We start from the raw sequence: 26,759 nt of genomic DNA, 5'->3' as shown, positions 1-26,759 counted from the left end.
CCAGGGGCCGTCGGGCCCCGGATCGGATCAGGTGAACTTCTTGATCTCGCCCGACTTCAGCCGCGCGACGTAATGGGCCAGTTCGGCCTTCACGATCGGCATCAGCAGGTAGAGCGCGATGATGTTCACGATCGCCATCGAGAAGAGCATCGCATCGGAGAAGTCGATGACCGGACCCAGGCTGGCCGCCGCGCCGATGACGATGAACAGGCAGAAGATGACCTTGAAGGTCACCTCGCTCGCCTTGCTTTCCCCGAAGAGATAGGTCCAGGCCTTCAGCCCGTAGTAGCTCCAGGAAATCATCGTCGAGAAGGCAAACAGCACCACGGCGATGGCCAGCATCACCGGGAACCAGGAGAAGGACTGCGCATAGGCGCGCGAGGTCAGCTCCACCCCGGAGACGCCGCCCTCGGTCGAGATCATGCCCGCCGCTTCGTCCCAGACATAAAGGCCGGTGTCGGCATCCACGTTCAGCACGCCGGTGATGACGATGACCAGGGCGGTCATGGTGCAGATCACCACGGTGTCGATGAAGGGTTCCAGCAGGGCGACGTAGCCCTCGGTGATGGGCTCCTTCGTCTTCACCGCCGAGTGCGCGATGGCAGCCGAACCGATCCCCGCCTCGTTGGAGAAGGCAGCACGGCGGAAGCCCTGGATCAGCGCGCCGGTGAAGCCACCCGCGACGCCCAGGCCGGTGAAGGCGCCCTGGAAGATCTGGCCGAAGGCCCAGAGGATCATGTCGTAGTTCATGAACAGGATGGTCAGCGACACGACGACGTAGAAGATCCCCATGAAGGGCACGACCTTCTCGGTGACGCGGGCGATGGATTTGATCCCGCCGACGATGACCACGAAGGTGATGCCGGCCAGGATGACGCCGGTGATCCAGCCCGGGTAGTCGCCGATGACGTTCGACAGCTGCGCATGGGCCTGGTTGGCCTGGAACATGTTGCCGCCGCCCAGGGCACCGAGGATGGTGAAGATGCAGAACAGCACCGCCAGGATCTTGCCGCCCGGCAGGCCGCGTTCCTTGAACCCCTTGGTGATGTAGTACATCGGCCCGCCCGAGACGTGGCCGTCCTCGTATTCGTTGCGGTACTTCACCCCGAGCGTACATTCGGTGAATTTCGTCGCCATGCCGAAGAGGCCTGCGATCACCATCCAGAAGGTCGCGCCGGGGCCCCCGATGCCCACGGCCACGGCGACGCCGGCGATGTTGCCCAGCCCCACGGTGCCCGACAGCGCGGTGGCCAGGGCCTGGAAGTGACTGACCTCGCCTGCGTCATCGGGATCGGAATAGTCCCCCTTCACCAGCCGGATCGAATGGCCGAAGCCCTTCAGCTGGATGAAGCCGAAATAGAAGGTAAAGATCAGGGCGCCGACCACCAGCCACAGCGCGATCCAGCTGAAGTTGGTGCCGGGCAGGTCGGCGAAGATCAGGCCGACATACCAGCCGGTGTAATCGGCGAAGATGGAGTTGATGGTCTCGTCGATGCCCTGCGCGGCGGCGGGCAATGCGCCGAAAAGGAAGGCCGCCAGCGCGGCGGCAAATGTCGTTACGCGGTTCATGGGGGACTCCTCAGGGCACGATGACGGTGGGAACGGGGGCGATCTGGGCCAGGCCCAGGGGCACCGAGCCGAAGACCCGGGCGGAGATCGAGTTCGATCCCGAGCGCCCGACGAAGATCATCGCGGCGCTCTTCTGCCGGGCGATCTCGGCGATCAGTTCGACCACCTGGCCATAGCGGATTTCGCCGGTGGCGCTCAGTCCCGCGTCGGAGGCCTTGACCACCGCGGGGTCGATTATGACCGCCTTGGCGCGGGCCAGCTCTTCCTTGCGGCGGGAATGGCGTTCCTCGACCTCCTGGGGCGTGAGGAAGGAATAGGGCGACCATTCGAGAACGTGCACGATATGCAGCGCCGCGTCCTCTTTCTTCGCCCGTTCGATGGCGTACTCCAGCAATGTGCCGGAGTCGTCGTCGCCCTCATAGGCCACGACGAAAACTTCCTGTGTCATGTCTTGTCTCCCTGTTCCCGGCCCTGTCGTTGTCCTGCAGAGCTGTGTTTGCGGCATGGCGCCACATGGCATCAGGGTGCCCCTGCGGAGTGCGCTTGTCATGAAATATTTGCAAGAAAACGCGGTTTCAGGGGGCGTACGCCCGAAGATTCCTACGGGCCCATGGTAAATTTGGATTTCTTCCGTGCGGATTTGCCGATTAACTTCTTGTTAGGGAACGCATTGGGCGGGCCTGTAGTCGAAGAGGGGAAAGAGATGGGCAAACGGGATGAGCTGATCGAGAAATACGCCGAGGATCTGAAGACGAAATGCGGCATGGAGCCGGACATGGACCTGCTGACGAAGGTGACCATCGGCTGCGGTCCGACGATCTACGACGCGGATGCCTCGACCGTCGCTTCCAGCCAGCCGGGAGAGCTGGAAACGGTGAAAAACAACTTTCTGATCAAGAAGTTGGGCCTGTCCGACGGGCCGGAGCTGATGACTGCGATCGACAGCGTGGTGGAGACCTACGGCAAGTCCGAGCGCAACAAGTTCCGCGCCGTGATCTACTACATGCTGGTGAAGCATTTCGGCAAGGAATCGGTCTACGGCTGAGCCGTTACATCGCATTCTAATCATTGATCTTTTGCCGTGGCGCGGGATCTCGTGCTAGACCCGTGGCACGGCCAGTACGGCCCGACCTATTCAGAGATCACGTGTGGTGCGTAGGGAGCACGTGGGGTGACGAAGGGGTTGGGCGCTGTCCGACCCCTTCGTTCGTTCCGCACGTCCGGTCCGCCGCTTGGCTGTCGCCTCACATGAGACCGTTCCACCAGTCGCCCTCCGGCGACGGGGCCGCCGCCCCGACACCCTCAGTCCGGGTCGGTCTCGCCCAGGGCGCAGACGATGCGCCATTCCTCCGCCGTCACCGGCTGCACCGACAGGCGGGAGTTCTTCACCAGCACCATGTCGTCCAGCCGCCCGTCGGCCTTGATCTGGTCCAGGGTGACAGGCCGTTGAAAGGGCCGCACCGCCTGGATGTCCACGCAGTCCCAGCGGGGATCGTCCGTCTTGCTGTCGGGATGGGCCTCGGCGATCACCTCGACGATGCCCACCACCTGCTTTTCGTTCACAGAATGGTAGAAGAAGCCGCGATCACCCACCTTCATCTCGCGCATGAAATTGCGCGCCTGGTAGTTGCGCACGCCATCCCATTCCTCGCCGTCCGCGCCCTTCGCCACCTGGTCGTCCCACCCCCAGGTGTTCGGCTCGGTCTTGAAGAGCCAGTAGCGCATCAGAGACCCACCACCTGCTTGAACCCTTTGATCTCGACGCTCTCGAACAGGCCCGCCTTGGCATAGGGGTCGCCTGCCGCCCAGGCCTCGGCCGCCGCCATGTCCGCCACGTCGAGGATCAGCATCGAGCCGCACATGTTGCCGTCAGCATCCAGCATCGGGCCGCCGAAGGTGCCGACGCCGGTCTCGGACAGGTAGGCCAGGTGCGCGTCGCGGTTGGCCTTGCGGATTTCCAGCGCGCCGGGCTTGTCATGGGCGATCAGGATAAAGGTCATGGGGTTTCCTCCTTCAGGGGGCGCGCCAGAAGTTGCGCCATGGCAGTTTTCACATCCAGCCGTTGGTCCACAAGGCCGGTGACGACCTCGGTGATCGGCATGTCCCATCCCTCGCGCTGTGCCAGGGCATGGGTGGCCTGGGCGGTGGCGGCGCCTTCGACGGTGACAGCGGGGTCGAAGTCCTCGCCGCGTCCGATCGCCAGGCCGAGGCGATAGTTGCGCGACCCCTCCGAAGTGCAGGTCAGTGCCAGATCGCCGAAGCCCGACAGCCCCGCCAGCGTCGCGGGGGAGGCGCCTAACGCCTTGGCCATGCGCGACATTTCCGCATACCCCCGGGTCATCAACGCGGCGCGGGCGCTGTCGCCCAGCCCGGCACCTATGGCCGCGCCACAGGCGATGGCGATGACGTTCTTCATCGCCCCGCCCAGTTCGGCCCCGGTCACGTCGGTGGTGCGGTACAGGCGCAGGTGTGGCGCCTGCAGCTGTTCCTGAAGCTCCTCGGCGCAATCGGCGGTTTCGCAGGCCAGCGTCAGCGCCGTGGGCAAGCCGCGGGCGATGTCGGCGGCGAAGCTGGGACCGGTCAGCACGGCCAGCGTCGCCTCGGGCAGGGTTTGGGCCAGCACCTCGCTGGCACGCAGCCCGGTCGACAGCTCGATCCCCTTGCAGCACAGGACCAGCGTCCGGTGCGCCAGCTGATCGGCAAAGCGCGTGGTGACGGCGCGCAGCTGCTGCATCGGCACGGCCAGCAGGACGGGGCCGGAGGCGGGCAGGGCGGTGATGTCACTGGCGCAGGTCAGCCCGGGGTCCAGCGTCACGCCGGGCAGGCGCGGGCAGGTCCGGTCGGCCTGCATCCGCGCCATGACCTCGGCGTTGCGCCCCCACAGCCAGACCGGCGCATGAGCGGCAAAGGAGGTGGCCAGCGCGGTGCCGAAGGCCCCGGCGCCGAGGACGGAAATGGGGACGGAAACGGGGGCGGAACTCATGCCTTGGCTCCCTTCTTGCCTGACCCCAGAAGGGCGGGCGCGCGTTTGTCCAGTGGCCAGCGCGGGCGGGCCGCCAGGGTCATGTCGTCGGTCTCTCCGGCGGCGAACCGCTCCAGCCCGGCGTAGGCGATCATCGCCGCGTTGTCGGTACATAGCGCCAGCGGCGGCGCGGTGAAGGCCACGCCCCGTTCGGCGCAAAGCCCGGTCAGGGCCGCGCGGATGGCACCATTGGCCGCCACGCCGCCCGCGACGGCGATCATCGGCTGCGCGGGCGCCTCGGCCAGGTAGAGATCCAGCGCGCGCGCTGTCTTCTCGCGCAGGACGTCCACCACGGCCTGCTGGAACCCGGCGCAAAGGTCGGCACGGTCGCCTGCGCGCAGCGTGTTGTCCTGCATCAGCGCGTCGCGCTCGCGCAGCAACGCGGTCTTCAGCCCCGAAAAGGACATGTCGCAGCCGGGCCGGTCCAGCAGCGGCCGCGGGAAGCGGAAGCGTTTCGCGTCCCCGTCCCGCGCCGTGCGTTCGACCGAGGGGCCGCCGGGCTGGGGCAGGGCCAGCAGGCGGGCGGTCTTGTCGAAGGCCTCGCCGGGGGCATCGTCGATGGTGCCGCCCAGCCGGGTGAAGCGGTCGGGGGCATGGACCAGCAGGAACTGGCAGTGCCCGCCGGAGACCAGCAGCATCAGATAGGGGAAGGGCGCGCCATCGGTCAGCCGCGGCGTCAGGGCGTGGCCCGCCAGGTGGTTCACCCCGATCAGCGGCTTGCCCGTCGCCGCCGCCAGCCCCTTGGCACACATGACGCCCGACAGGACGCCCCCGATCAGGCCCGGCCCGGCGGTGACGGCGATGGCATCCACCTCGGCCAGTGTGATGCCGGCCTCCTCCAGCGCGCGGGCCACGCAGCTGTCGATCCGTTCGGCATGGGCGCGGGCGGCGATTTCCGGGACGACGCCACCGAAGGCCGCGTGCAGCTCTGCCTGGCCCTCGACGACCGAGGACAGGACCCGCGCCGCGCCGGGCTGGCCGGTGACCAGCGCCGCGCCGGTGTCGTCGCAGCTGCTTTCGATGCCGAGAAGGGTCAGGGAAGGGGGCATGGCACGTCCGTTGCGAAACCTCTGTGCGGGAGGTAGCACTGGCAGGAGCCGGGAACAATGACGACCACCGTCCCGGGCAGGAGAGCGGATGGCCCCCATCGTGATGATCACACGGCCCGAGCCGGAGGCGACGGCGCTGGCCGCGCAGCTGGCGGGGCAGGGCGCGCGGCTTGTGGTCTCGCCCCTGCAACAGATCAGATTTCACGCCATCACCCTGCCCGAAGGCCCGTTCGAGGCGATTTTCACCTCGCGCAACGGGGTGCGGGCCCTGGTCCGCGCCGGGGCCGTGGCCCGCCGCGCCTGGTGCGTGGGCGAGGCCACCGCCCGGGCCGCGCGCGAGGCTGGGATGTGGGCCATGTCCGCCGATGGCGACGCAGAGGCCCTGCTGGCCCTTCTGTTGAAAGAACGTCCCGCCGGGCCGCTGGTGCATCTGCGCGGCGCGCAGCATCGCGGCGACCTGGTGGGGCGGCTGGTCGCGGCCGGGCTGCGTGCCGAGGCGGTGGAGGCCTATGCCCAGGCGCCCCGTGCCGCCACGCCGGAGGCGCGGCAGGCGATGCAGGGGCCGGCACCCGTCGTCGTGCCGGTTTATTCGCCGGGCGCCGCGCATCGGCTGGCGGCGGAATGGCAGGGCGGTGCGCCGCTGCTGGTCACGGCCATCAGTGCCGCCGCCGCCGCGCCGCTGCGAGCCCTGTCGCCGGCCCGGCTGTCGGTCGCCGCCCGGCCAAGCGGCGAAACCATGCTGAACGAGATCACTGGACTTATCGCCGCAGCGCATCAGCTTGAGAACAAAGGGGGTGGCGTCTAAGCTGCCCGTGATGCGCCATGGTGGGCGCCCAGAATCGAACGCCCAGAAGCGAAGGGGTTGATCATTGGCTCAGACCAGGGACGACGAGACCGAAAAACGCAGCCAGACGGATGCGGAGGCCAGCCAGGAGACGGGCCGGCCAGAGGAAGACGTCGACACCGGCCCCGCGCCGGAGGGCACCGAGGCGGAACTGACCGTACCGGAGCATGACCCGACGGACAACGCGCCGGAACTGGTCGCACCCGAGCATGATCCGCGCGAGGAAGTTGCCGATCCGGCCGCGGCGGTCGCCATTCCCGAGGAAGAGCTGACCGATCTGGACGAGGAAAGCCCGCTTGCCGCTGGCGACGACCGGCTGCAGGCGGATGAGACCCCGAACGGCCCGCCCGCCGATACGCCGCCGCCCGCGGCCGAGGCGGAACCGCCCGCCCGTCGGGGGGGCTTCGGCCCGGCCCTGCTGGGGGGCGTGGTCGCCGCCGGCATCGGGTTCGGCGCCGCGATGATCGCCTTCCCGCCCGTCGACACCACCGCGCTGGAGCAGACGCAGCAAGATCAGGCCGCCACGCTGGAGGACCTGCGCGCGGATCTGGACGCGGGCCCTGACCTGTCGGCTCTGGATGCCGTGACCGCCAGTGTCAGCGACATGGAGGCGAGCTTTGCTGATCTGCAGCAGAGTGTGGAAAGCACCCGGTCGGACCTCGATGCGCTGACCGCCCGTGTCGATGAGCTTGAAAAGCAGCCCCTGGCCGAAAGTGTCTCGGATTCCGCCATCGCCGCCTATGAGGACGAGCTCGCGCGCCTGCAAAAGGCCATGGAGGACCAGCGCGCCGAGATCCAGGAGATGGTCACCGACAGCCAGCAGATGCGCGAGGACGCCGCCGCCACCGCACGCGATACCCAGATCCGCGCTGCGTTTGTGCGTCTGAACGGGGCATTGGCCGATGGTGAGCCCTTCGAGGCACCGCTGAAGACCCTGGCCGAGCTGGGGCTGGACATTCCCGACGCCCTGGAGACCAATGCCGCGGCCGGCGTGGCGACCATGGCCCGCTTGCGGGACGATCTGCCCGATGCGGCCCGCGATGCCCTTGCCGCCACCCGCGACGGCAGTCTGGGGGGATCCCTCAACGACTTCCTGAAGAACCAGCTGGGCGCGCGGTCTCTGACCCCGAAGGAGGGGGACGACCCCGACGCGATCCTGTCGCGCGCCGAGGCCGCTCTGCGCGACGGTGACCTGAAGAAGGCCCTGGTCGAACTGGATGGGCTGCCGGAGCCGGCTCTGGCCGCCATGAACGACTGGATGAACCTCGCCCGCACCCGCTCCGACACCGTCACCGCAGCCGAAACGCTGTCCGAACAGACGAAGTGAGGAAGAACTGATGCTCTGGTCCCTGGTGAAAATCCTCGTCTTCGTCCTGCTCGTGGGGGCGGCCACCTTCGGCGCCGCCTACCTGCTGGAACTGGACGGCGGGGTGCGCATCGCCTTTGGCGCGATGGAATTCAACCTGACCCCGATCCGCGCGGTTATCGCTCTGCTGCTGCTGGTGCTGTCCATCTGGCTGCTGCTGAAACTGGCCGGGCTGCTGATCGCCCTGCTGAAGTTCATCAACGGCGATGAAACCGCCCTTAGCCGCTATTTCGACCGCAACCGCGAGCGCAAGGGCTTCAACGCGCTCAGCGACAGCCTGATGGCGCTGGCCTCGGGCGAGGGGCGGTTGGCCATGTCCAAGGCCACCAAGGCCGAGAAATATCTCGACCGGCCCGATCTGACGACGCTGGTCATCGCCCAGGCGGCCGAGGTCGCGGGCGACAAGCGCCGCGCCGAAGAGGCCTACAAGCGGCTGGTGACCGATGAACGCACCCGCTTCGTCGGCGTGCGCGGGCTGATGAAACAGAAGCTGGAGGCGGGCGATACCGACAAGGCGATGAAGCTGGCCGAGAAGGCCTTCGCCCTGAAGCCGCAGCACGTCGAGGTGCAGGACACCCTGCTGAAGCTGCAGGCGGCCAACCAGGACTGGTCCGGCGCTCGCGGTACTCTAAAGGCGAAGCTGCGCCATGGGGCCCTGCCGCGCGACGTGCACAAGCGCCGCGATGCGGTGCTGGCCCTCAGCGAGGCGAAGACCGTCCTGGCCGATGACAGCACCATCGAGATGCGCGAGGCCGCGATCGAGGCCAACCGCCTGTCGCCCGACCTGATCCCTGCCGCCGTCTTTGCCGCCCGCGCCTATGCCGAGCAGGGCAAGCCGAAATATGCCACCCGCGTCCTGAAGAAGGCCTGGGAGGCCCATCCCCATCCCGACCTCGCCGCCGCCTTTGCCGCGCTGCATCCCGAGGAGGACGCCGAGGCCCGGCTGAAGCGGTTCAAGACCCTGACCCGCATCCACCCCGAGCACCGCGAGACCCGGCTGCTGCAGGCCGAGCTGCTGATCGCGGCGGAGGATTTCCCCGCCGCCCGCAAGGCCCTCGGCGATCTGGCGACCGAGAAACCCGATGCCCGCGCGCTGACCATCATGGCGGCGATCGAACGCGGCGAGGGGGCCTCGGACGCCGTGGTGAAGGGCTGGCTGGCGCGCGCCGTCTCCGCCCCGCGCGGCCCGCAGTGGACCTGCGAGAACTGCCACCACATCCACGCCGAATGGGTGCCGGTCTGCGAGAACTGCCAGGCCTTCGACACGCTCGCCTGGAAGGACGCGCCGGCGGCGGATTACCAGACGACCATGTCCAGCGCGATGCTGCCGCTGATCGTCGGCCGGGTGGATGAGGGGGCCGGAGTGCCCGCCGCCGCCCAGGCCGCCACCCCACCCGAGATGCCGGGCGAGACGGGGACGGCAGAGGCGCCCGACGGCCAGGCGCAGGAGGCGTCCGACGGGATCCCCGAAGCCGAGGTCATCCCGCCCGAGCACAGCCCGGGCGATCCCTCCGGCGATCGCCGCTGAAAGCTCCCGGAAAAGCGCGCACTTTGCGCTTTTCCAACCGCCGCCGGGGTGCTATAGCCCCGGCCCACGAGGCCCCGTTCGCGGGCCCTCCGAGGGAAGTGCCGGTGTAGCTCAGCTGGTAGAGCACGTCATTCGTAATGATGGGGTCGTAGGTTCGAGTCCTATCACCGGCACCACTTCTTTCTCCTGAAATATTGATCTTGTTTTGCATCGCGCCTTTCGCGTCGAGCGGGTTCCTCAAGTCCGTCACGCAGGCAAGCCCCTCGTCCACCGTCACGAAGGTCCTTCCCGCACGCTGTTAAAGCGGGATATGGACCCTGTCGGTCCAGCGGCCGATGGTTGCGCGACTCACGCTGAACATTTGCGGTGCTTGGGGCTGTAGGGGCAGAGCCGCAGGGCGTGCGACTTCGATCGCCAGGTCGCAGGCCTCCACGTTCGTGCCGCCGTGTTGAACGGCTACACCGTGCTCGGACGACCTTTCACCGCGCCCAGGGGATAAGTGCCTCCGGGGCACGGGGAAGTGCCAGCGTTCGCAGCCCTGCGCGAAGGAACCGTTCAGGCGTGACCCCCTTTGAACCGGGCGCCTCGACGCCCGGTCGTGCAAGAGGCTCAGGCGCCGCTACATCGGATCACCCTGCCCGACCTCGATCTGATCGCGAGGCGGGCAAGGGCCCGGAGATCGACGCGGGCGGCGCCTGCTCACGACGTGCTGTCGCCGCGCCGCGTGACGCGGATCTCGCCGGCCTCGGCGTCGACCGACACCCAGTCCCCGGTGCGGATGCTGTCGAAGACGTCATGGTCGAAATCTGTCATCGAGGGGACGCGCGTCACCACGGCCCCGAGCGCCATTTTCGTCGTCATCCGGGTGAACAGCATGGCCGCCGGGGCGACGCCATTGATCCGGGTCATGTGGAAGAAGGCGGACCAGCCGGAGGATCCCTTGGCGCCGGGGAAGACCAGGATCTTGCCCGCGAAGCTCTGCCCGACCAACTCGTGCCGACGCTCGATGATCGAGCCGTCACGCTCGTTGATCCCGCCCCAGCCGGAGATGGTCTGGGTGGTGACCAAGGCCTCGCCCTCGGCCCGGCCGGCAACGACGCAGCGGCCACGGATCAGCAGGGGTGTTGTCAGCGTTTCCATCAGAAGTCTCCCGTCCAGGTGCCGGTCAGGCCGGCCTCGATGCAGGCCTCCAGGCTGCCGAACCAGCCCTGCACCTTGGCAATGGCGGGCAGGTAGTGGGCCTGCTTGGCGCTGTCGGTGGCGATCACGCGCACCCCCGGCGGCAGGCGGCGCGAGATGGCGGGGCAGGTGTCCGACATCACCTTGCCGCCCGCCGCCTCGATCCGCGCCACGTAGCCCGAGCGTTCGGCGACGGTACGGATCGCGCGCGGGGTATGGACCCAGAGCGCGACATCCGGGTGCAGCCGCTTGCCGTCCAGAAGATGCGCGATGCGGGCCAGCTGCTCGATCGAGTTGTGCGGGCAGCCCAGCATGATGAAGTCGACCTTGCGGTCCTCGGCGCTTTGCAGCGTGTCGTACATCTTCTTGCGCGCGGTGGCGTCGTAGACGTGGACATCATCGGCCCGATTGGGGCCGAAGGCCTCGTCCACGGTGCGCGCCTCGGGGGTGTGACCGGGGATGTGGTACATCTCCACCCCGCCGGAGGAGGCCGCGGCGGCGCCGAAATGCTTCAGCTTGACCAGGTCGACGCCGGACATATCGCCCTCCAGCACGGGGATGTTCTCTTCCACCATCTCGCCGGTGAAATAGCCCAGCAAACCCCAGTCCAGCATCGAGCGCACGGGCACGTCGACGCGGATATGGCGGTTGCCGTAGCGGTTTTCGGAAAGGTGATAGCCCCAGTAGGGGATACGCCCGGTCAGCGCGGCGGCGCCGGTGCTTTCCTTGCCCTCGACATTGGTGCGCCCGCCAAGCGCGCCGTTGCAGTAGATCACGGCGGAGCTTTCCATCCAGGCGCAATGTTCGCCGAAGGTGGGCACGTTGCCGACCTGGTAGGGGGTGCAGGTGGCCATCAGGTTCACCCCGCGCTGGCCGACGAAGGCCTCGCTGTCGCGCTGCATCTCGACCATCTGCGGATCGGCGCCCTGCAGGGCCCAGTTCTGGTCGTCGATGCCGGTAATCAGCTGGCAGGTGCGGGCGCGCATCTGCGGGATCTCGACCGTCTTGTCGCTGTCGAGGTTGAGGCGCGAGAAGACCTCGGCCATGCCGTTCTCGGCGATCTTGCGCACCGAGGGGGTGGAGGCGTTGAAGGCGCCCGCCACGTTGTCGGTTTCCACTAGGCGCTCGGCGCCAAGCGCCGTGCCGTAGCGGATCAGAAGGTCCATCGCGGCGGCCACGGCCTCCCCGCCGTCGCCGTCCCGCATGGCCTTTTCAGTATCGGTCAGTTGCATTCTTCCTCCTCCGGTCCGGGTCACGAATTGGTCGCGACCGAGGCCAGCTCCTTCTCGTCCCAGCGGTAGTGCTGGCGCTCGACGTTATCGGATACCCGCGCGCGCATCTCGTCCATGTCGATCTGATGGGTGCTGCCGGTTCCGGCGAGGTCCAGCGCATGGGCCGCGGCCATGCCCATGGCGATGCAGGGGCCCATGACGCGCACCGAGGACAGCGCGGCGCTGTCGGCGTCGATGCAGCGCCCGGCGGCGATGACGTTGTGACAGGCCTCGGGCACCAGGCTGCCAAGCGGCACGTAATGCACGTGATCCTTGTCGAAGACGATCCAGTGGTGGCCGTCGTCATGGTCGTGCAACTCGATCGGCCAGGCGGTGCGGCCGATGGCATCGTCGAACTTGCGGCTTTCGCGGATCTCCTCGACCGTCAGGTGATGGCGGCCCTTGATCCAACGGGTCTGGCGGATGCCCGGCAGCCCGAAGGAGCGGATGCGTGCCTCGCCGAAGCAGTCGGGGAATTCCTTGCGCAGGAAGTCCACCGCGCGCATGGCCTGGTCCTTGCCGTCCAGGGCGGCGGCAGAGGCCGCGACCGGTTCCAGCGGGGTTTCCACGTGGGTCATGTTCATCGCCGCGATGCCACGCCCGGGGATGGTGAAGCCCAGCCCCTCGCGCCGCCGCAACCCGTACTGATCGCCCACCTCCTTCATCCGGGCGCCGATCAGGTCGCGGGTCGGCTGGGCGGCCTCGTTGATGTTCTCCATCACCACCATCTGGGTGCCGTAGACGCCGTTCTGGTCCGGCTCGCGACAGTCGAAGCCCGATTGCCAGACCAGTGCGGCATCGCCGGAGGCATCGACCCAGCCGGTAGCGTCCACGTCCAGCGCGCCATAGCGGGTCAGGAAATGGCCGCGCGTGACGCGCCCGCCCTCGACCTCGGTGCCGTTCAGCATGGCGCCCAGGACCACGGTGATCCCCGCGGCCAGGATGCTTTCCTCGACCCAGCGACCCAGGGCCACCTCGTCGTAGTAGACCACCGTGGTGTTGGGGCCGTGGCGATAGAAGATGCCCTGGTCCTGGCGTTCCAGATAGCCCAGCAGATCGTCGGCAATACCGTGGGTGAACTGGTAGCCATGGGTGCCGTTGGAAAAGAGGCCGCAGAAGGTGGCGATGATCGAGTTCACGGCCTGGCCGCCAAGCGCGGGCTGGCTGTCGACCAGCACCACCTTGCGGCCCAGCTTGGCGGCCTCCAGCGCGGCTGTGACACCGGAAATCCCGGCGCCGACGACGCAAATGTCCGCGCTCAGCCGGTCCACGGGACGCCCGGCATCCCGACGAACGATCCGGGTGGCCGTGTTGAATTGGTCGCTCATGGCGATGCTCCTCCCTCTGAATTCCCGGGGACCGTCGCACCCCGTTACCCTCAGAAACAGAACAGATTTACGCCTTTACCTTTTGCGCATCGCGAAAGACATTTGACGCAGGGAGAGGAGACCCCATGGATACCATCGACAATATGCGCACCTTCCTGGCGGTCGTGCGCGCGGGCAGTTTCTCGGCTGCGGCCCGCAACCTGGATACAGTGCCTTCGGTGATCTCGAAGAAGATCAACCGGCTGGAGGACCAGATCGGCGCGCCGCTGTTCATCCGCTCGACCCGCAAGCTGGAACTGACGGAGACGGGCGCGCAGGTGCATCCGCGTTTCATGGCGATCGTGGCGGATGTGACCGACGCCTTCGCCGACCTGCGGGCCCATGGCTCACCCATGGCCGGCACGCTGCGCATCAAGTGCCCGACGACGCTGTGCGTGCTGCATTTCGGGCGCATCATCACCGAGTTCCAGGCCGCCCATCCCGAGGCGCGCATCGACCTGGTGCTGATGGACCGCTCGGTCAATCCGCTGGAGGAGGGGTTCGACATCGCCATCGGGGCGATCCCGACCTCCTACCCCAATGTGGAGGCGACGCCGCTCTGTCCCTATCCGCGGTCGACCGTGGCCTCCCCGGGCTATCTCGCCCAGGCGGGGGAGCTGAGCCATCCGCGTCACCTGCTGAACCATGATTGCCTGTCCTTCCACCCCATCGGGTCGAACTGGGTGTTCGAGGGACGGCAGGGGCCGGTCAGCGTCGAGATCAATCCCCACTTCTCGGTCAACGACAGCCAGGTCCTGGTCGAGGCGGCCCTGGCCGACCTCGGCGTGGCCGTGGTCGCCGACTACCTGGCGCGGCCCTACGTGGCGCGCGGGGAGCTGTGCCGTGTGCTGGAGGAGTACACCATTCCGGATCTCTGGGTGTCGGCCTGGGTCCCGGTGTCGCGGGCGCAGGACCGGCTGGTCGTGGCCATGTGCGACTGGCTGCGCGAGGCCGTGCAACCCGTGGCGCCCTGGGATCACGGGGCGTCGGAGGGAGGGGCGGCCGGACATGCGGCCGCCCAGCTTCTTACATCCCGTTCGGCAGGACCAGCGAGATCTGCGGGAAGACCACCAGAAGGAACATGATGATCGCCTCGCAGGCCAGGAACCAACCCACGCCACGGAAGATGCGGCCGAGGGGGATCTCGTCACCGACTACCGATTTCACCACGTAGACGTTGAAGCCCACGGGCGGGGTCAGCAGGCCGATCTCGATGAACTTCACCACGATCACGCCGACCCAGATCGGATCCGCGCCGACGGCGTCGAACATTGGCTGCATCACCGGCAGCGACAGCAGCAGTACGCCCATCGGATCCAGGAACATGCCCAGGATCAGGTAGATCACCGAGGCCGCCAGGATCAGCATGTAGGGCGACAGCTGCCAGCTCTCGATCGTGTTGCCGAGGAAGACCGGCAGGCCCGACAGCGCCAGGAACTTGGTGAACATCACCGCGCCATAGGCCACGAACAGCAGCGAGGCGGTTGTCGTCACGGCCTCCATCACCGAGGTCCACATGACCCGGCCTGTCAGGCGGCCCTGGAAGAGCGCGATGGCGCAGGCCAGCAGGGCGCCACCCGCCCCGGCCTCGGTGGGGGTGAAGATCCCTCCATATAGGCCGCCGATGATCCCGAAGATCAGCACCAGCACCGGCCAGACCGGCAGCAGGGATTTCCAGCGCGCCTGCCACAGGGTGCCTTCCTCGGGGTCCACCGTGACCGGCGGGGCGATCTTGGGGTTCAGCTTGGCCCGGATGATGATCATCGCCGTGTAGACCGCCGCCGTCAGGATGCCGGGCAGGACGCCCGCGACCAGAAGCTTGGTGATCGAGACCTCGGCGAAGACCCCGTAGATCACGAACATGATCGAGGGCGGGATCAGCGCGCCCAGTGTACCGGCCGAGGCGACGACGCCCGCGGCCAGCCCCTTGTCATAGCCCGCGCGCAGCATCTCGGGGATGCCGAGGCGGCCCATGGTGGCCGCCGTGGCGACGGAGGAGCCGGAGGCGGCGGCGAACCCGGCCGAGGCGAGGTTGGTGGCCACCGCCAGCCCGCCCGGCAGGCGCGAGGCCCAGAGGCGCGCCGCCCGGAACAGGGCGACGGAAATGCCGGAGTTGTGGGCGATGGCCCCCATCAGGATGAACATCGGGATGGCCGACAGGCTCCAGCTGGCGGCAACCTCGAAGGGCGTCTGTTCCATGACGTTCATCGCCACGCGTTCGTTGCGCAGCACGGTCAGCCCGACCACGGCGGCCACGCCGAGGGAGACGCCGATGGGAATGCGGATGGCGATCAGGACGAGAACGCCCAGAAGGCCCAGGGCACCGATCAGGGGGGCGCTCATTCCATCACCTCCATGCGCTCGTCCTCGTCGGGGATCTGGCCGGTGATCGCGGCGCGGGCATCGCGGACCGTGTGGATCAGCACGTAGATCGCCATGAACAGGAACCCGGCGGGCACGATCCAGCGCGAGGGCCAGATCTCGACGAAGCCGGTGGCGGATTCCCAGGCCTCGCGGATGTGGGTCTTCTCGATGGCGATCTCGAAGAGCTTCCAGACGAAGAGGCAGACGTAGGCAAGGGTCACCAGGCCGGCAAAGGCATCAAGCGCCTTCAGCTTCCGCTTCGGCAGGTGCGAGGTGAAGAGTTCCACGATGATGTGGCCGCGCTGGCGCGAGATCCAGGCAATCGGCAGGAAGGCGAGGGCCACCATGTAATAGGCCGCCACGATCTCCGTCGTGCCGATGAGGGGAGAGTGAAAGAAGGTGCGCGCGACGACATCGGCGCTGACATGCAGCATCATGATGATCACGAAGATGCAGGCCACTGCGGTCGTCGCTTTCGCAACCCGGTCGAGCTGTTTCATGGGGATGCGCTTTCGGGCAGAGAGCTGAAAAGGGTCACCGGAGGCCGCGCGGGCCCCCGGTGACGGATGGGCCGGGGATGATCAGAGGTCCTCGGGGTCCAGCTTGGAATAGACCTCGCGGTTGAGGGCCTCGGTGAATTTCTCCACGTCGGTCCCCACCTCTCCGGAGATGTCGGCCCATTTCTCCAGAAGCTCGCTGTACTTGGCCAGCAGTCCCTCGACATCGTCGACGCCGACGGAGGTTGCCATCTCGATGATCGCCGCTTCCTGCTGATCGACACGCTGCTGCATGATGTCGGCGAAATCGGCGCCGCCCTCGTGGAAGATCACGCCTTCCTCCAGGGCCGCGGCCTTCACCTCGGCGTCGATGTCCATCTGCGCGGTGATGGTGCCCACGGCGACCAGCTCGGCCGCGTTGTCGATATGGGCCTTGCGCTGTTCGGGGGTCAGGTCGTTCCAGACATCGCGGTTCATATACATCAGCAGCGGCGGACCGGCCATGCCGAGGGGGTATTCCATCACATGTTCGGTGATGTCCATGTAGCCGTAGTTGCGCAGCCAGGCGAGCGAGCCCATGACGCAATCCACCACGCCACGCTCCAGCGCCGAGGTCGCCTCGGCTGGGCTCATCGCCACCGGAGTGGCACCGGCCATCTTCATGATCTCGACCCCGCCGCCGGAGGCGCGCACCTTGGTGCCGCTCAGGTCGGCCACGGTTGAGACCTCGGGCTTGCACATCAGCAGGTAGGGGGTGGTGTTGTAGGCGCCGAAGGCCACGGCGTCGTTGCGTTCGTACTCCGCCTTGCACTCGGGGCAGTTGAGCAGGATCAGCTCGTTCATCGCGCCTGCGGTGCCGACCACGTCGTCGCCTGCCACGGTGCGGGTGAAGATCGCGTTGGTGGCCGGCAGTTCGCGCGGCGTATAGGGCGCCATGGTGGTGCCCGCGTCGATCAGGTTGCCTGCGACCGCATCGACGGTGCCGGCGCCGGTGGCCAGCTGTCCGCCGGGCACGAGGGTCCACTCGATCTCCCCTCCGGTGGCCTCCTTCACCTTCTCGAAATAGTGGGGCAGCGAGATCGCGTTGGTCGAGGCATTGGCCCCCATCCAGCTGCCATAGATCAGTTCCTTGGCCTGGGACGGCACGGCCCCCACGGCCAGGGCTGCGGCGATGGCAGCCCCGATGATGGTCTGTTTCATGAATTCCTCCCTAGGTGCAGCAGGTCCGAAGACCCCTGACAAGTCATAGTCTAGAAGCGCCATTCCTCGCGAAACCACAGCAATTGATGCACAGATGCATTCGCGATCTGGAAAAGGTGGTGGTCTGTGCCTGTCGCGCGGCGGCGGTGCCGCCGCGCGTTGGGGCTCAGCCGCGCGGCGGGATCAGAACGGCGCCGCGCGACAGCGGTTCGACCTCGCCTTCGTAGATCGACAGCCAGCCGCGCTGGCCGGAATGTCCCACCGGGGGCAGGGCAGAGCGGCGCGTCTCCATCTCGGCGTCGTCCATGTCGACATCCACGCGGCGGGCCAGCACATCGATGGTGATCTGGTCGCCGTCGCGCACCAGCCCCAGGGGGCCGCCACCGTGGGCTTCGGGTGTCACCTCGCCCACGACCAGCCCCTTGTTCACCAGTCCCGACAGCTGCCCGTCGGTGACCACCGCCACGTCCTCGCCCAGGCCCGCGCCCTCGATGGCGAAGACCACGCGCGAGGCCATGCCCATGCCGGGCCCGCCACGCACGCCGAGGCCGCGCAGCACCAGCACGTCGCCTGCCGTCACCTTGCCCGCCTTCAGCCCCTCGATGGCGTCGATGGGGTTGTCGAAACAGACGGCGGGGCCGGTGACCTTCAGCTTGCGGTCATAGCGCAGGCCCAGCTTGATGATCCCCGTATCGGGCGCCAGGTTGCCGCGCACGAGGACGATGGCTGGCTTGTCGGACAGCGGCGCCTCGGCGGTCTTCACCGTGTCGGTGGGCGGCTGCCACCCGTCCAGCGTCTCGCCCAGGGTCTTGCCCGCGACGGTCATCGCCTCGGTCCGGGTGAGCGCCCCGAGGTTCTTCAGGATCGCCCGCGCGCCGCCGCCGTCGTCGAACTCTTCGATCGAGCTGTCGCCGTTCGGACGCACCGCAACCAGCACCGGTGAGCTGTCCATCAGCCGTTCATACATGCCGTAGACGTCGATATCGGTGTCGGCCTCGGTCGCCACGGCCTGCAGGTGCTTGATCGTGTTGATCGAGCCGCTGACCGCGAAAACCGACCGCACGGCGTTTTCAAAGGCGGCTTCGGTCAGGATCTGTCGCGGGCGCAGGTCTTCCCAGACCATGTCGACGATGCGCTTGCCCGCTTCGGCGGCGTTGTCGAGCATGCCCCCGCCCGCGGCGCGCACCGGCGCATGGCCGGGCAAGGTCATACCCAGGGCCTCGCAGACCGTGTGCATGGAATTGGCCGTGCCCATCCCCGAGCAGACCCCGGAGGAGGTGATGGCCTTCTCACTCATCTCCTTCAGCCGGTCGAGGGTGATGGCGCCCATGGCGTGATGCCCGGCGCCGAGGAAGACCTCCTCGATATCGACATGCTCCTCGCCCATATGGCCGCTGCCCTGGTAGCCGCAGATGGCGAAGATCGTCGGGATGTTCAGCCGCGCGGCCGCCATCAGCTGGCCCGGCGCGGTCTTGTCACAGGAGGCCAGGCAGACCATCCCGTCCAGCTGCGCGCCCTCCACCTGAACCTCGATGTCATTGGTGATCAGGTCGCGCGAGGGCAGGATGTACTTGCCCGCGTTGCCCGCCGAATGGATGAAATCCGAGGGCGCGGCGGTGCGCACCTCGAAGGGCAGGCCGCCGGCGTCGCGGATCGCCTGTTTCACCACTGCCGCCACATGGTCCAGGTGGTTGAAGCAGATCGCCAGTTCCGACGAGGTGTTGATGACGGCGATCTTGGGCTTCTCCATGTCCTCGTCGGTCAGCCCCATGGCGCGCCACTGCGCCCGGCGGACCGCCCAGAATGAACTCCCGATCTCGTAATTGCTGCGCAAGGGGCGCGTGTTGCGCCCGTCCTTCGTGGCCATGCCTGTTCTCCTCCGAAACGTGAATGTCTGTGCATCTCCTCCGATGCCCTTTTAGTTGACGTATCCTTTAATGACGTGTCAACATAAAGATACGTAGCAAAAATTCCGATCACATGGCTGACGCGGATCGCATTGCGCCGCGGCGCTGGGTAGGCTGTGGCCGGTCAGCAGGACGACAGGACAGGATGATGGCAGACACGGAAGGAACGGATCAGATACCGCTGCTGTTCGATCATGGGGTGTCCTTCCGGATCACCGGGGTCGCCAACCGGCTGAACCGCTCTGCGGCCGTCTTCTACCGTGAGATCTTCGGCATCGGTCTGCCGGAATGGCGGATGATGCTGGCGCTTGGCAAGACGCCGGAGCTGAAGGTGGGGGATGCCGCCCGCTCTGCCGATCTGGATGCGGCCCAGGCCAGCCGGGCGCTCAAGCTGCTGAAGGCGCGTGAACTGGTGACGATGGAGATGACGGCCAGCCGCGGGCGCGCGACCATCGTGCGGCTGACCGAGGGGGGGCGGGCCTTTCACGACCGTCTGCTGGAGGCCGGCGACCGCCGGGCGGAGCGGATCCGCGCGGGGTTCACCCCCGAGGAACTGGCGCAGCTTTTCGACCTTCTGGGTCGGATCGGTGCGAATGCCGAGGCGCTGATCGAGTTGCAGCGCGAAACCGGGCAGGATCCCTGATCGCCCGCGCTGCTGTGCCGGTCAGCCGGGAACGGGGCCGAGCATGGACAGAAGTTCCGACGGGCTACGGGCGCGCCGGGGCAGCTCCAGCCTGAGGAATTCCGTTTCCGAGCCCAAGTCGATGCCTTCGGGGTCGATCGTCGTGACCTGCCAGTGGCCGCGTGACCCGGACGGGACGCCCGACTGCAGGGGGCGAAGCTTCTCCGGGAAGCGATCCAGATGGGCGATCAGCGCGCCTTCATCCGCCACCAGCGCGTCGGCCCCGTCAAGCGGGACAGTCAGATCATCGGGGCGCAGGTCATCGACATAGCGGGCGGGGCCGCCGTTCAGGAAGACGTCCTCGATCCGCAGAAGGAACAGAAGCGTGTCGGGCAATCCGATATAGCGGCCGGCGCGCGGGAACTTCCGGCAATAGCGGGCGCCGGCGGTCTTGAAGGCGCTGCCGGTCAGCGGATGGGCCCGGCCGATCAGGGTCAGGCGGCGGTCGCGCAGCACGTCGCGCCCGGCATCCTGCACGAGGGTCATCGAGATCCGGGGATCGGCCAGGATGTTCTGCCCGTGGTGGCTGAGGCGCGAGGCGTAGATCACCGGCCCGCCGCAGGGTTCGACCGAGAGATTGGTGATCGAGCTGTAGGGGAACCCCTCGTGACGGTCGAGGCTGGCCAGGGCCACGTTGCGGGTGGTGCGCAGGATCTGCCGGGCGAGGCGACGCGCGGCGAAAGGCTCCACGTCAGCCGCGCTCAGGGGCTTTTCGCGCATGAGATGCAGCGGCTGCGTCATTCTTCGTCTCCTTCGATGCCGTTTGTGGTCGGGGCCTGCCGGGGTGGCAGGGGCGCGCCCGGGGAGGGGCCGTCGGGGGTGTGCCTCGTGCTCCGCTCCTGGCCACCGGGCGCGCCTGGGATCCGCCCTAGAACCGGGTCGTCAGCCCGGCGATCACGGTGCGACCGCGGCCGGTCATCTCCTCGTAGGCGGCCGCGCTGCCGCCCGGGTAGCCGTAGCTTTCATCGAAGAGGTTCTCGACCGAGAAGAAGAGCTGCGCCGCCTCGGTGATCGCGTAGCTGCCGTAGAGATCGACCAGCGTGTAGCTGTCGGTCTCGGCCATGTAGGCGCCGTCGGGGTAGCTGCCCCAGTCGAAGGCGGCCTGCTGGCTTTCCCCGACATACCGCACCTGGGTCCCGAGGGTCAGGCGCTCCTCCAGGGTGCGCAGGCCGATGTCCAGCGTCGCCATGCGCTCCGGCTGGGCCGAGGTCATGCCGTTGCCCATGCCGGTCCCCTGGCCATAGGGTTGATCGTCGGTGTCGCTGATGGACAGGGACAGGTTGGCGTAGACCTTGCCGGAATCGTAGCCGCCCTCGACCTCCAGGCCGCGCATGCGCGTCGAGCCATCGGTGTTGACCCACATGGCGCGGCTGTAGGGATCGCCGGGAATGTCGACGAATTCGTTGACGATGTAGTTCTCGATCCGGCTCTGGAAGGCCGTGACGCGAAGCCAGGCGCTGTCGCCGGCGGTCAGCAGGCCCTGCTGACGGTAGTGGGCGCTGAGTTCCAGGGTGCGGCTGGTCTCCGGATCCAGGTCGAGGTTGTTGGTCATGCCGGAGCCGACGCCGTCCCCGAAGGGCACGAGGGCATAGAACATCTCGTGCGTGGTGGGCGGGCGGAAGGTATGCGCATAGCTGGCTTCCAGCGTCAGCGCCTCGTTGACCGCGTGCCGGATGCCGATCTTCGGCAGCCAGGTCCCGCCGTCGCGGTCCACCCATTCGTCGCCGCAATCCGGCCCGTCGGCCGGGCAGTCGGCCACGCCGGCGCTGTAAGGCGGGCGATAGCCGTCGGCGCGCCAATAGTCATAGCGCAGCCCGCCGAACAGCGTGGTGGCCCCCATGTCCAGGGTGGCGTCGGCAAAGAGGCTGGCCTTGTCCAGCGTCCCCGGGTGGTTGCCGCCCCGCATCGAATGGGTCTGGAAGTCGTCGCGGGTCCAGCTCAGCCCGTAGTCGAGGACCAGCCTGCGCCCGCCGGACAGCACCAGGTGGCTGCGGTTGCTGAGGGACAGCCCGTAGGTCTCCTCCTCGGTTTCGCGTCCCGCGTAGGAGCCGCCGGTGCCGGGGTAGGTCAGGGTGGTGTCGTTGTAGTAGGCCGACAGGTCCAGGTTAATGAGGTCGCTGCCGGGCCGGTAGGCGTAATCCGCCGTGTAGGTCCGGTTGTCGACATCCCAGGTATAGCTGGAGTTCTGGAAGGTGTTCTCATAGCCGAGCAGGCCGAAGCTCAGCTCATGCGCCTCGCTGGGGGCGAGGACGATCTTCACCAGCCGGCCCTCGGGGGTGTTCGCGGATCCGCGGCCCGCGCTGCCATCATCCAACTCTCCGTCCCCCGTGGCGTAGTTGCCTTCATCCGACTTGGCGTAACCCAGCAGGATATCGGCATGGCCCGCGCCGCTCCACAGGCCCTCGAGGCGTTTGCCGTAGGTCACGAGGCCCGAGTATTCATAGCCGTTGTCGCCGAATTTCAGCCGGGTCATGCCGCCTTCGCTCCGCCCCTCCAGCAGGATGTCATCCAGCGACAGGGTGCGGAAGTTCGCGGCCCCGGCCAGGGTGCCGTTGCCGGCGGCCCCCGAAACGGCCCCGCGCTCGACCTCGATCGCGGAGAGGAATTCGGGCTGAACATAGAGCAGGCTGCCCCCCGAGCTTTCATGGCTGGCGGTGTTCTTGAAGCTTTGCGGCACCCCGTCGATCATCGCGTTGACCCGGCCGAAGCCGGAGAGGCCGCGAATGTTGACCTCGATGCCGGGCTGGTTGGACGACTGCCGGGTCGAGACCCCGGGCAGCGCATTCAGGGCCGTCTGCGGGTTGCCGGAATAGCGCGTCTGCAGATCTGCGGCATCGACGGCGGAGGTGGCCGCGGTGTCCGTTCCCTCCTGGTCGCTCTGCACCCGGATCGGGTCGAGAACCAGGGCCGGGTCCGGGGAGGATTGGGACAGGGCGTGGGTCGGGCTGAGGATGAGGCCGCTTGCTCCGGTGGCAAGCAGCACACTGCGCCCGAGGGCGCGCATGGGATGCGACATGGTCGTCTCCTGCGAGGGTAAGAGAATGTTCAATCCCTTGATCGCTCGCAGAAGGCGTCAGCCCTCCCGCCACTGTCTCGGAGTGCACGTGTGCGCCTGACTCTTAATCAGTATACAGACGACTTATCAAGATCTGTCGCCCCAGGGCCTCCGCCTCGGGGGCTGCAAGAGCCTTGAGCATAGGGGCGATATGAACGCCGCCAGGGCCGAGACTGGCCCCTCGCGTGCCTTCTGGCGCCTTGCCCGACGCGAAGGTGCCCAGCTTCTCTATCCGGTAGCCGCGGGGGTAGGTCTGCGGGTCTGCGCACGTGCCGGTCATTTCTCTCTCCAGCACTGCGAGGTGCGCGCGGAGGCGGTGTCGCGCAGTCTGGAGAGGTGCCGGGGCAGGCCAGGCGGACAGGGCCGGATCAGCCGGCTTGGGCGGGGTGCTGCGTCGTCTCGATCTGCAACAGGCGCTGTTTGCGCCACAGGCCACCGCCGTAACCGGTCAGCGATCCGTCGCTGCCGATCACCCGATGGCAGGGGATGACTAGGGCGATCTGGTTGGCGCCGTTGGCACGGGCCACGGCGCGATGCGCCTCGGGGCGGCCAATGGTGCGGGCCAGGTCCGCGTAAGAGCGGGTTTCCCCCGCCGGGATGCGGCGCAGCTCCTCCCAGACCTGCCGGGTGAAGGCCGAACCGTGCAGCGCCAGCGGTGTGTCGAACCGCGCGCCCCCGCCGGCAAAGTAGCGGGCCAGTTCCTCGCGGATCTGCGCGCCGGGGTCATGGGTGCCCAGCCCCAGAGACCCCCGGGCGTAGTTGGCCAGCCTGCGCACCTCGGCACCCAGGGCGCGGCGGTCGGCGAACTCCAGCAGGTGCAGATGGCGCGCGCAGGTCACGGCGACCATGTCGCCCAGAGGCGTCGGGATCCATTCGGCGCGCAGCAGGGCGTCGCGTTTCAGGTGGCCTGGGGCGACGCCCAGGTGCCGGGCAAAGGCCGCGCGGAAGGCCGATGGGCTGTCGAACCCCGCCTCCAGCTGTGCCTCGATCACCTTGCCGCCCCGCGCCAGCGTCAGGAAACCGTCGCGCAGCCGCCGCTGGCGCGCCATGTCGAGGAAGGTCATCCCGAAGGCGCGTTTGAACGCCCGGCGCACGGTGGAGGGATCGTGACCCAGGGCGATCACGCAGGCCTCGCTCCAGCGGTGATCGGGTCGGGCGTCCAGGGCCGCGAGCAGGGCCAGCACCGCGGGGTCGCCCTCGCCCGCCGCCCGCAGGGGATGGCAGCGCTTGCAGGGTCGGAACCCCTCAGCGATGCAGTCGGCCAACTGGGCACGGAACAGGCAGTTCTCCCGCCGTGGCTTGCGGGCCGGGCAGGTCAGCCGGCAGAAGATGCCGGTCGACGTGACACAGACCCAGGCCCGGCCTTCGTAGCTGGCGTCCCGCGCCAGCAGCGCGTCGTAGAGGGTGTCATCGGAGGGCAGCTCGAACATCATGAAGCGATCCTAGCGCAGGTCGCCCCGGCACTGCGCCGGAAATCGGGCGCCTATTCCGCCTTTTCGGCCTGGACTTGCTGGATCGCTGCTGGATCGAAATACCCCTTTTGTCGGATCGCGGCGTCCAGATCCGCGTCGTTGTGATGGGCCAGCTTGTTTCACGCCTTGGCCGCCTCGCCCGATTCCTCAAGCGTCTTGAGGCGGTAGCAATCCCCGCCGCGGTCGATCCCGCAGTGGTGGGCGTAGCTGTCCGAGGCGCGCAGGACGCGCGTGGCATGGGGTCTCCTGCCGGTCTGGGCCCCGGGGGATAGCCCCGGCGCAGGCCATGCCGCAAGCGACCCCATGCGTCAGCCGGGCTGCCCGCCCGGTTTGCGCGCCCCGGCCCGCATGGGCAGCAGGCGGCCGGGGCCGTCTTCGGGGGTGGGGATGAATTCCTCCCGGTCGTCAACGGGCAGGTCGAACAGGCCCTGGCCCCAGGTGCCACGCCGCCAGTCCAGCTTGGCCGCTTCGATCCGGTCGGGATCGGAGGCGACGAAATTCCACCAGATGTAGCGTGGCCCGGGTAGCGTCGCACCGCCGAGGGCGAGGAACCGCGCGCCTTCGGGTCCGGCGCGCAGGGTGATCGCGTCGCCGGGCCGGAAGACCATCATCCGGCCCGGTTCGAACCGCTCGCCCGCCACCTCGACCGCGCCATGGGTGACATGCACGCCACGGTCCTCGTGGTCGTCGGGCAGGGGGAAGCGGGCGCCGGGGGCCAGGGTCACGTCCAGGTAGAAGCTTTCGGAGAAGAGCTGCGCCGGGGCGCTCTCGCCGAAGGCGTCGCCCAGGATCAGCCGGGCCTGGATTCCCTCGGCCTCCAGCTCGGGCAGGGCGGCCTTGGCGAAATGCTCGAACAGCGGCGCACGGGTCTCCTCCGCTTCGGGCAGGGCGATCCAGGTCTGCACGCCGTGGATGGTGCCGCCCGCCTCGACCGAGGGGGAGCGTTCGGAATGGCTGACCCCGCGCCCGGCCACCATCCAGTTCACGTCACCGGGGACGATCACCTGATCGGACCCGATGGAATCGCGGTGCCGGAAGCTGCCCTCGAACAGGTAGGTGACGGTGCCCAGCCCGATATGGGGATGCGGGCGCACGTCGATCCGGTCGCCGGCCAGCAGTTCCGCCGGGCCCATCTGGTCGAAGAAGATGAAGGGGCCGACCATCTGCCGTCGGGGCGCGGGCAGGGCGCGGCGCACCTCGAAGCCGCCGATGTCGCGGCTGCGGGGGATGATGAGAGTTTCCAGCGCCGAGGCGGCGATCAGGTCCGGGTCGGTCAGAAGGGCGTCGGGATTCCAGCTCATGGGGGCCTCCTTTGATCCAAAGATAGGCCGAAATCCCCAGAGCGCAGCCCCGCAAACATGCACAGGGGCTGCTCACGCCTGGAGGGGGTGTCAGGCGGCCTCCTGCTGGACGGCGCGGCAGCGGCGCAGCCAGAAGAAATGCTCCTTCGGGTCGCCAGGGCCGAAGCGTTCCAGCGCCTCGTCCACCAGGGCCAGGGCGCCGCCCGCATCGCCGCCGCGGATCAACAGCCGGGCGCGGACCAGTTCGATGTAGCGGGTGTCATGCCCGCCCTCGCGGAAAAGCGACAGCAGCCGGTCGACCCGGGCCAGGGCATCGCTGGGGTCCAGGTCTTCCCAGCGGCCGGCCTCCGCCAGGGCTTGGGCCGGGATCGGCTCGCGCAGGCGCAGCAGGATGGAATCGTCGGCGCGCGGCTCCATCAGCTCGAAATAGTCGATCAGGTGACCGAGGGAGCAATGGATCCACGGGTTGTCGGCATTGTGGAAATCCTGGTTCACCAGCAGACCCGGTCCGGGGCGCAGCTCGGGCAGGAACCGTTCCAGCACGACGCGGTTCAGCTCGGCCGTCTTGGCGATGTCGACGAAGACCAGATCCACCGCGCCGCCGTCCCAGCGGGCCTCGGCGAAGTCGCCCTTGTGGATCTCGATCGCCGGGGCGACCTCTGCCGTCTGGGCCTCGAAGAGGTGCTGGAAATCCTCACCCTCGCGGAAGTCGGGATCAATGCGGGTGCGGATGAATTCGGCCATATCGCCGAACTTCGCCTCGAAGATGTCGAAACAGTGCAGCCGCGTGGTGCCGTCCCAGTCGGGGTTGGCCATCAGCCCGGCGCCGGTCAGCGACGCGCTGCCGCCCAGGAAGGAGCCAAGCTCCAGCAGGGGGTATCGCCCCGACACCCAGTCGCGGGCGATGTAGTAGAGCATGGCCCCTTCGGCGGCGCCAAGCTGGGCATGGCCCAGCTTCTTCATCGGCCAGGCAATCTTCTGGTCGTCGCGCCAGGTCATCGGCGGGTGGTCGATCGTCTGCATGGGAACCTCCTGTCACAGGGCAGCGGGGCCATTTCGCCGAAGCTTCCCTAATCAATGATTAAA

Annotated in this window: 24 protein-coding genes, 1 tRNA gene and 1 pseudogene; 8 read left to right on the top strand and 18 right to left on the bottom strand. The window is 67.8% G+C overall.

The genetic code is table 11. From position 1 onward, the window contains the following. Nucleotides 1-27: 27 nt before the first annotated feature. Both CVM50_RS18960 and CVM50_RS18955 read right to left on the bottom strand, forming a co-directional pair. Complete coding sequence (locus tag CVM50_RS18960; protein ID WP_085888931.1) at nt 28-1,569, bottom strand: alanine/glycine:cation symporter family protein; 1,542 nt, start codon at nt 1,567-1,569, stop codon at nt 28-30. 10 nt (nt 1,570-1,579) lie between these two features. After that, the gene (locus CVM50_RS18955; protein WP_085888930.1) at nt 1,580-2,017 is read right to left on the bottom strand and encodes a universal stress protein; all 438 of its coding nucleotides are present in this window, start codon (nt 2,015-2,017) and stop codon (nt 1,580-1,582) included. A 255-nt stretch (nt 2,018-2,272) separates the two neighbouring features. On the opposite strand from CVM50_RS18955, the gene CVM50_RS18950 reads away from it, so the two are divergent. Further along, nucleotides 2,273-2,614 carry a DUF2853 family protein gene (locus tag CVM50_RS18950; RefSeq protein WP_085888929.1) on the top strand — a complete coding sequence of 114 codons (342 nt, stop codon included), beginning with the start codon at nt 2,273-2,275 and terminating at the stop codon, nt 2,612-2,614. 257 nt (nt 2,615-2,871) lie between these two features. Here CVM50_RS18950 and CVM50_RS18945 read toward each other — a convergent pair whose 3' ends face one another. Genes CVM50_RS18945 through tsaD form a run of 4 tightly spaced genes read right to left on the bottom strand, consistent with a single transcriptional unit; the run spans nt 2,872 to nt 5,640 of the window. Beyond that, a complete protein-coding gene (locus CVM50_RS18945; protein ID WP_085888928.1) occupies nt 2,872-3,294 on the bottom strand; it encodes an EVE domain-containing protein in 423 nt (140 codons plus the stop codon). Continuing rightward, the gene (locus CVM50_RS18940) at nt 3,294-3,569 is read right to left on the bottom strand and encodes a YciI family protein (protein WP_085888927.1); all 276 of its coding nucleotides are present in this window, start codon (nt 3,567-3,569) and stop codon (nt 3,294-3,296) included. Before CVM50_RS18940 ends, CVM50_RS18945 begins: the two co-directional genes overlap by 1 nt. Further along, nucleotides 3,566-4,552 carry an NAD(P)H-dependent glycerol-3-phosphate dehydrogenase gene (locus tag CVM50_RS18935; RefSeq protein WP_085888926.1) on the bottom strand — a complete coding sequence of 329 codons (987 nt, stop codon included), beginning with the start codon at nt 4,550-4,552 and terminating at the stop codon, nt 3,566-3,568. The genes CVM50_RS18940 and CVM50_RS18935 overlap by 4 nt, the downstream gene beginning before the upstream one ends. Further along, entirely contained in the window at nt 4,549-5,640 is a 1,092-nt protein-coding gene (gene tsaD / locus CVM50_RS18930) for a tRNA (adenosine(37)-N6)-threonylcarbamoyltransferase complex transferase subunit TsaD (RefSeq protein ID WP_085888925.1), read from the bottom strand. The genes CVM50_RS18935 and tsaD overlap by 4 nt, the downstream gene beginning before the upstream one ends. An 88-nt stretch (nt 5,641-5,728) precedes the next feature. On the opposite strand from tsaD, the gene CVM50_RS18925 reads away from it, so the two are divergent. The 5 genes and pseudogenes from CVM50_RS18925 to CVM50_RS22050 form a co-directional block, all read left to right on the top strand. Continuing rightward, entirely contained in the window at nt 5,729-6,445 is a 717-nt protein-coding gene (locus CVM50_RS18925; protein ID WP_085888924.1) for a uroporphyrinogen-III synthase, read from the top strand. 64 nt (nt 6,446-6,509) lie between these two features. After that, on the top strand, nt 6,510-7,811 hold the full coding sequence (locus CVM50_RS18920; RefSeq protein ID WP_085888923.1) for a COG4223 family protein: 1,302 nt from the start codon (nt 6,510-6,512) through the stop codon (nt 7,809-7,811). Between the two features lie 10 nt (nt 7,812-7,821). Then, nucleotides 7,822-9,378: a heme biosynthesis protein HemY gene (locus tag CVM50_RS18915; protein WP_085888922.1), complete on the top strand. Its 1,557-nt coding sequence runs from the start codon at nt 7,822-7,824 to the stop codon at nt 9,376-9,378. Nucleotides 9,379-9,478: 100 nt separating this feature from the next. Continuing rightward, nucleotides 9,479-9,554, top strand: a tRNA-Thr gene (locus CVM50_RS18910). Between the two features lie 206 nt (nt 9,555-9,760). Continuing rightward, nucleotides 9,761-9,877: pseudogene (locus CVM50_RS22050) on the top strand (IS5/IS1182 family transposase); the annotation flags it as partial. A 200-nt stretch (nt 9,878-10,077) separates the two neighbouring features. On the opposite strand, the gene CVM50_RS18905 reads toward CVM50_RS22050, so the two are convergent. From CVM50_RS18905 to CVM50_RS18895, 3 genes are read right to left on the bottom strand one after another with little or no spacing between them, the layout of a single operon-like run. Then, nucleotides 10,078-10,518 (bottom strand): aconitase X swivel domain-containing protein, encoded by a 441-nt coding sequence (locus CVM50_RS18905; RefSeq protein WP_085888921.1) that lies wholly within the window; start codon nt 10,516-10,518, stop codon nt 10,078-10,080. Beyond that, complete coding sequence (locus CVM50_RS18900; RefSeq protein WP_085888920.1) at nt 10,518-11,789, bottom strand: aconitase X; 1,272 nt, start codon at nt 11,787-11,789, stop codon at nt 10,518-10,520. The genes CVM50_RS18905 and CVM50_RS18900 overlap by 1 nt, the downstream gene beginning before the upstream one ends. A gap of 20 nt (nt 11,790-11,809) precedes the next feature. Then, on the bottom strand, nt 11,810-13,156 hold the full coding sequence (locus tag CVM50_RS18895) for an FAD-dependent oxidoreductase (protein ID WP_085888919.1): 1,347 nt from the start codon (nt 13,154-13,156) through the stop codon (nt 11,810-11,812). Between the two features lie 125 nt (nt 13,157-13,281). Between CVM50_RS18895 and CVM50_RS18890 the strand changes: the two genes are divergently transcribed. Next, nucleotides 13,282-14,280, top strand: a complete 999-nt coding sequence (locus tag CVM50_RS18890; protein ID WP_085888918.1) for a LysR family transcriptional regulator — start codon at nt 13,282-13,284, stop codon at nt 14,278-14,280. Here the strand turns inward: CVM50_RS18890 and CVM50_RS18885 are convergent. The 4 genes from CVM50_RS18885 to ilvD form a co-directional block, all read right to left on the bottom strand. Then, complete coding sequence (locus CVM50_RS18885; RefSeq protein WP_085888917.1) at nt 14,222-15,538, bottom strand: TRAP transporter large permease; 1,317 nt, start codon at nt 15,536-15,538, stop codon at nt 14,222-14,224. The two genes, CVM50_RS18890 and CVM50_RS18885, sit on opposite strands and share 59 nt — an antisense overlap. Beyond that, nucleotides 15,535-16,059: a TRAP transporter small permease gene (locus CVM50_RS18880; protein WP_085888916.1), complete on the bottom strand. Its 525-nt coding sequence runs from the start codon at nt 16,057-16,059 to the stop codon at nt 15,535-15,537. The genes CVM50_RS18885 and CVM50_RS18880 overlap by 4 nt, the downstream gene beginning before the upstream one ends. Before the next feature lie 81 nt (nt 16,060-16,140). Continuing rightward, nucleotides 16,141-17,256 (bottom strand): C4-dicarboxylate TRAP transporter substrate-binding protein, encoded by a 1,116-nt coding sequence (locus CVM50_RS18875; protein WP_157792235.1) that lies wholly within the window; start codon nt 17,254-17,256, stop codon nt 16,141-16,143. A 166-nt stretch (nt 17,257-17,422) separates the two neighbouring features. Continuing rightward, nucleotides 17,423-19,123, bottom strand: a complete 1,701-nt coding sequence (gene ilvD, locus CVM50_RS18870) for a dihydroxy-acid dehydratase (protein WP_085888914.1) — start codon at nt 19,121-19,123, stop codon at nt 17,423-17,425. 188 nt (nt 19,124-19,311) lie between these two features. On the opposite strand from ilvD, the gene CVM50_RS18865 reads away from it, so the two are divergent. Then, on the top strand, nt 19,312-19,806 hold the full coding sequence (locus tag CVM50_RS18865; protein WP_157792234.1) for a MarR family winged helix-turn-helix transcriptional regulator: 495 nt from the start codon (nt 19,312-19,314) through the stop codon (nt 19,804-19,806). A gap of 21 nt (nt 19,807-19,827) precedes the next feature. On the opposite strand, the gene CVM50_RS18860 is transcribed toward CVM50_RS18865, so the two are convergent. The 5 genes from CVM50_RS18860 to CVM50_RS18835 form a co-directional block, all read right to left on the bottom strand. Continuing rightward, nucleotides 19,828-20,586 carry a HugZ family pyridoxamine 5'-phosphate oxidase gene (locus CVM50_RS18860; protein ID WP_085888912.1) on the bottom strand — a complete coding sequence of 253 codons (759 nt, stop codon included), beginning with the start codon at nt 20,584-20,586 and terminating at the stop codon, nt 19,828-19,830. Nucleotides 20,587-20,713: 127 nt separating this feature from the next. Continuing rightward, entirely contained in the window at nt 20,714-22,861 is a 2,148-nt protein-coding gene (locus tag CVM50_RS18855; RefSeq protein ID WP_085888911.1) for a TonB-dependent receptor domain-containing protein, read from the bottom strand. A 407-nt stretch (nt 22,862-23,268) separates the two neighbouring features. Beyond that, nucleotides 23,269-24,333, bottom strand: coding sequence for a bifunctional transcriptional activator/DNA repair enzyme AdaA (locus CVM50_RS18845; protein ID WP_085888909.1), 1,065 nt, complete (start codon nt 24,331-24,333; stop codon nt 23,269-23,271). Between the two features lie 347 nt (nt 24,334-24,680). Further along, nucleotides 24,681-25,673 (bottom strand): pirin family protein, encoded by a 993-nt coding sequence (locus tag CVM50_RS18840; RefSeq protein ID WP_085888908.1) that lies wholly within the window; start codon nt 25,671-25,673, stop codon nt 24,681-24,683. 90 nt (nt 25,674-25,763) lie between these two features. Continuing rightward, nucleotides 25,764-26,696: a class I SAM-dependent methyltransferase gene (locus CVM50_RS18835; protein WP_085888907.1), complete on the bottom strand. Its 933-nt coding sequence runs from the start codon at nt 26,694-26,696 to the stop codon at nt 25,764-25,766. Nucleotides 26,697-26,759: the final 63 nt, after the last annotated feature.

The sequence above is a fragment of the Pseudooceanicola marinus genome (assembly GCF_002786295.1).
Lineage (GTDB): Bacteria > Pseudomonadota > Alphaproteobacteria > Rhodobacterales > Rhodobacteraceae > Pseudooceanicola > Pseudooceanicola marinus.
The sequence above is the reverse complement of the archived record's forward strand: the minus strand, read 5'-3'. Positions and strand labels throughout refer to the sequence as shown.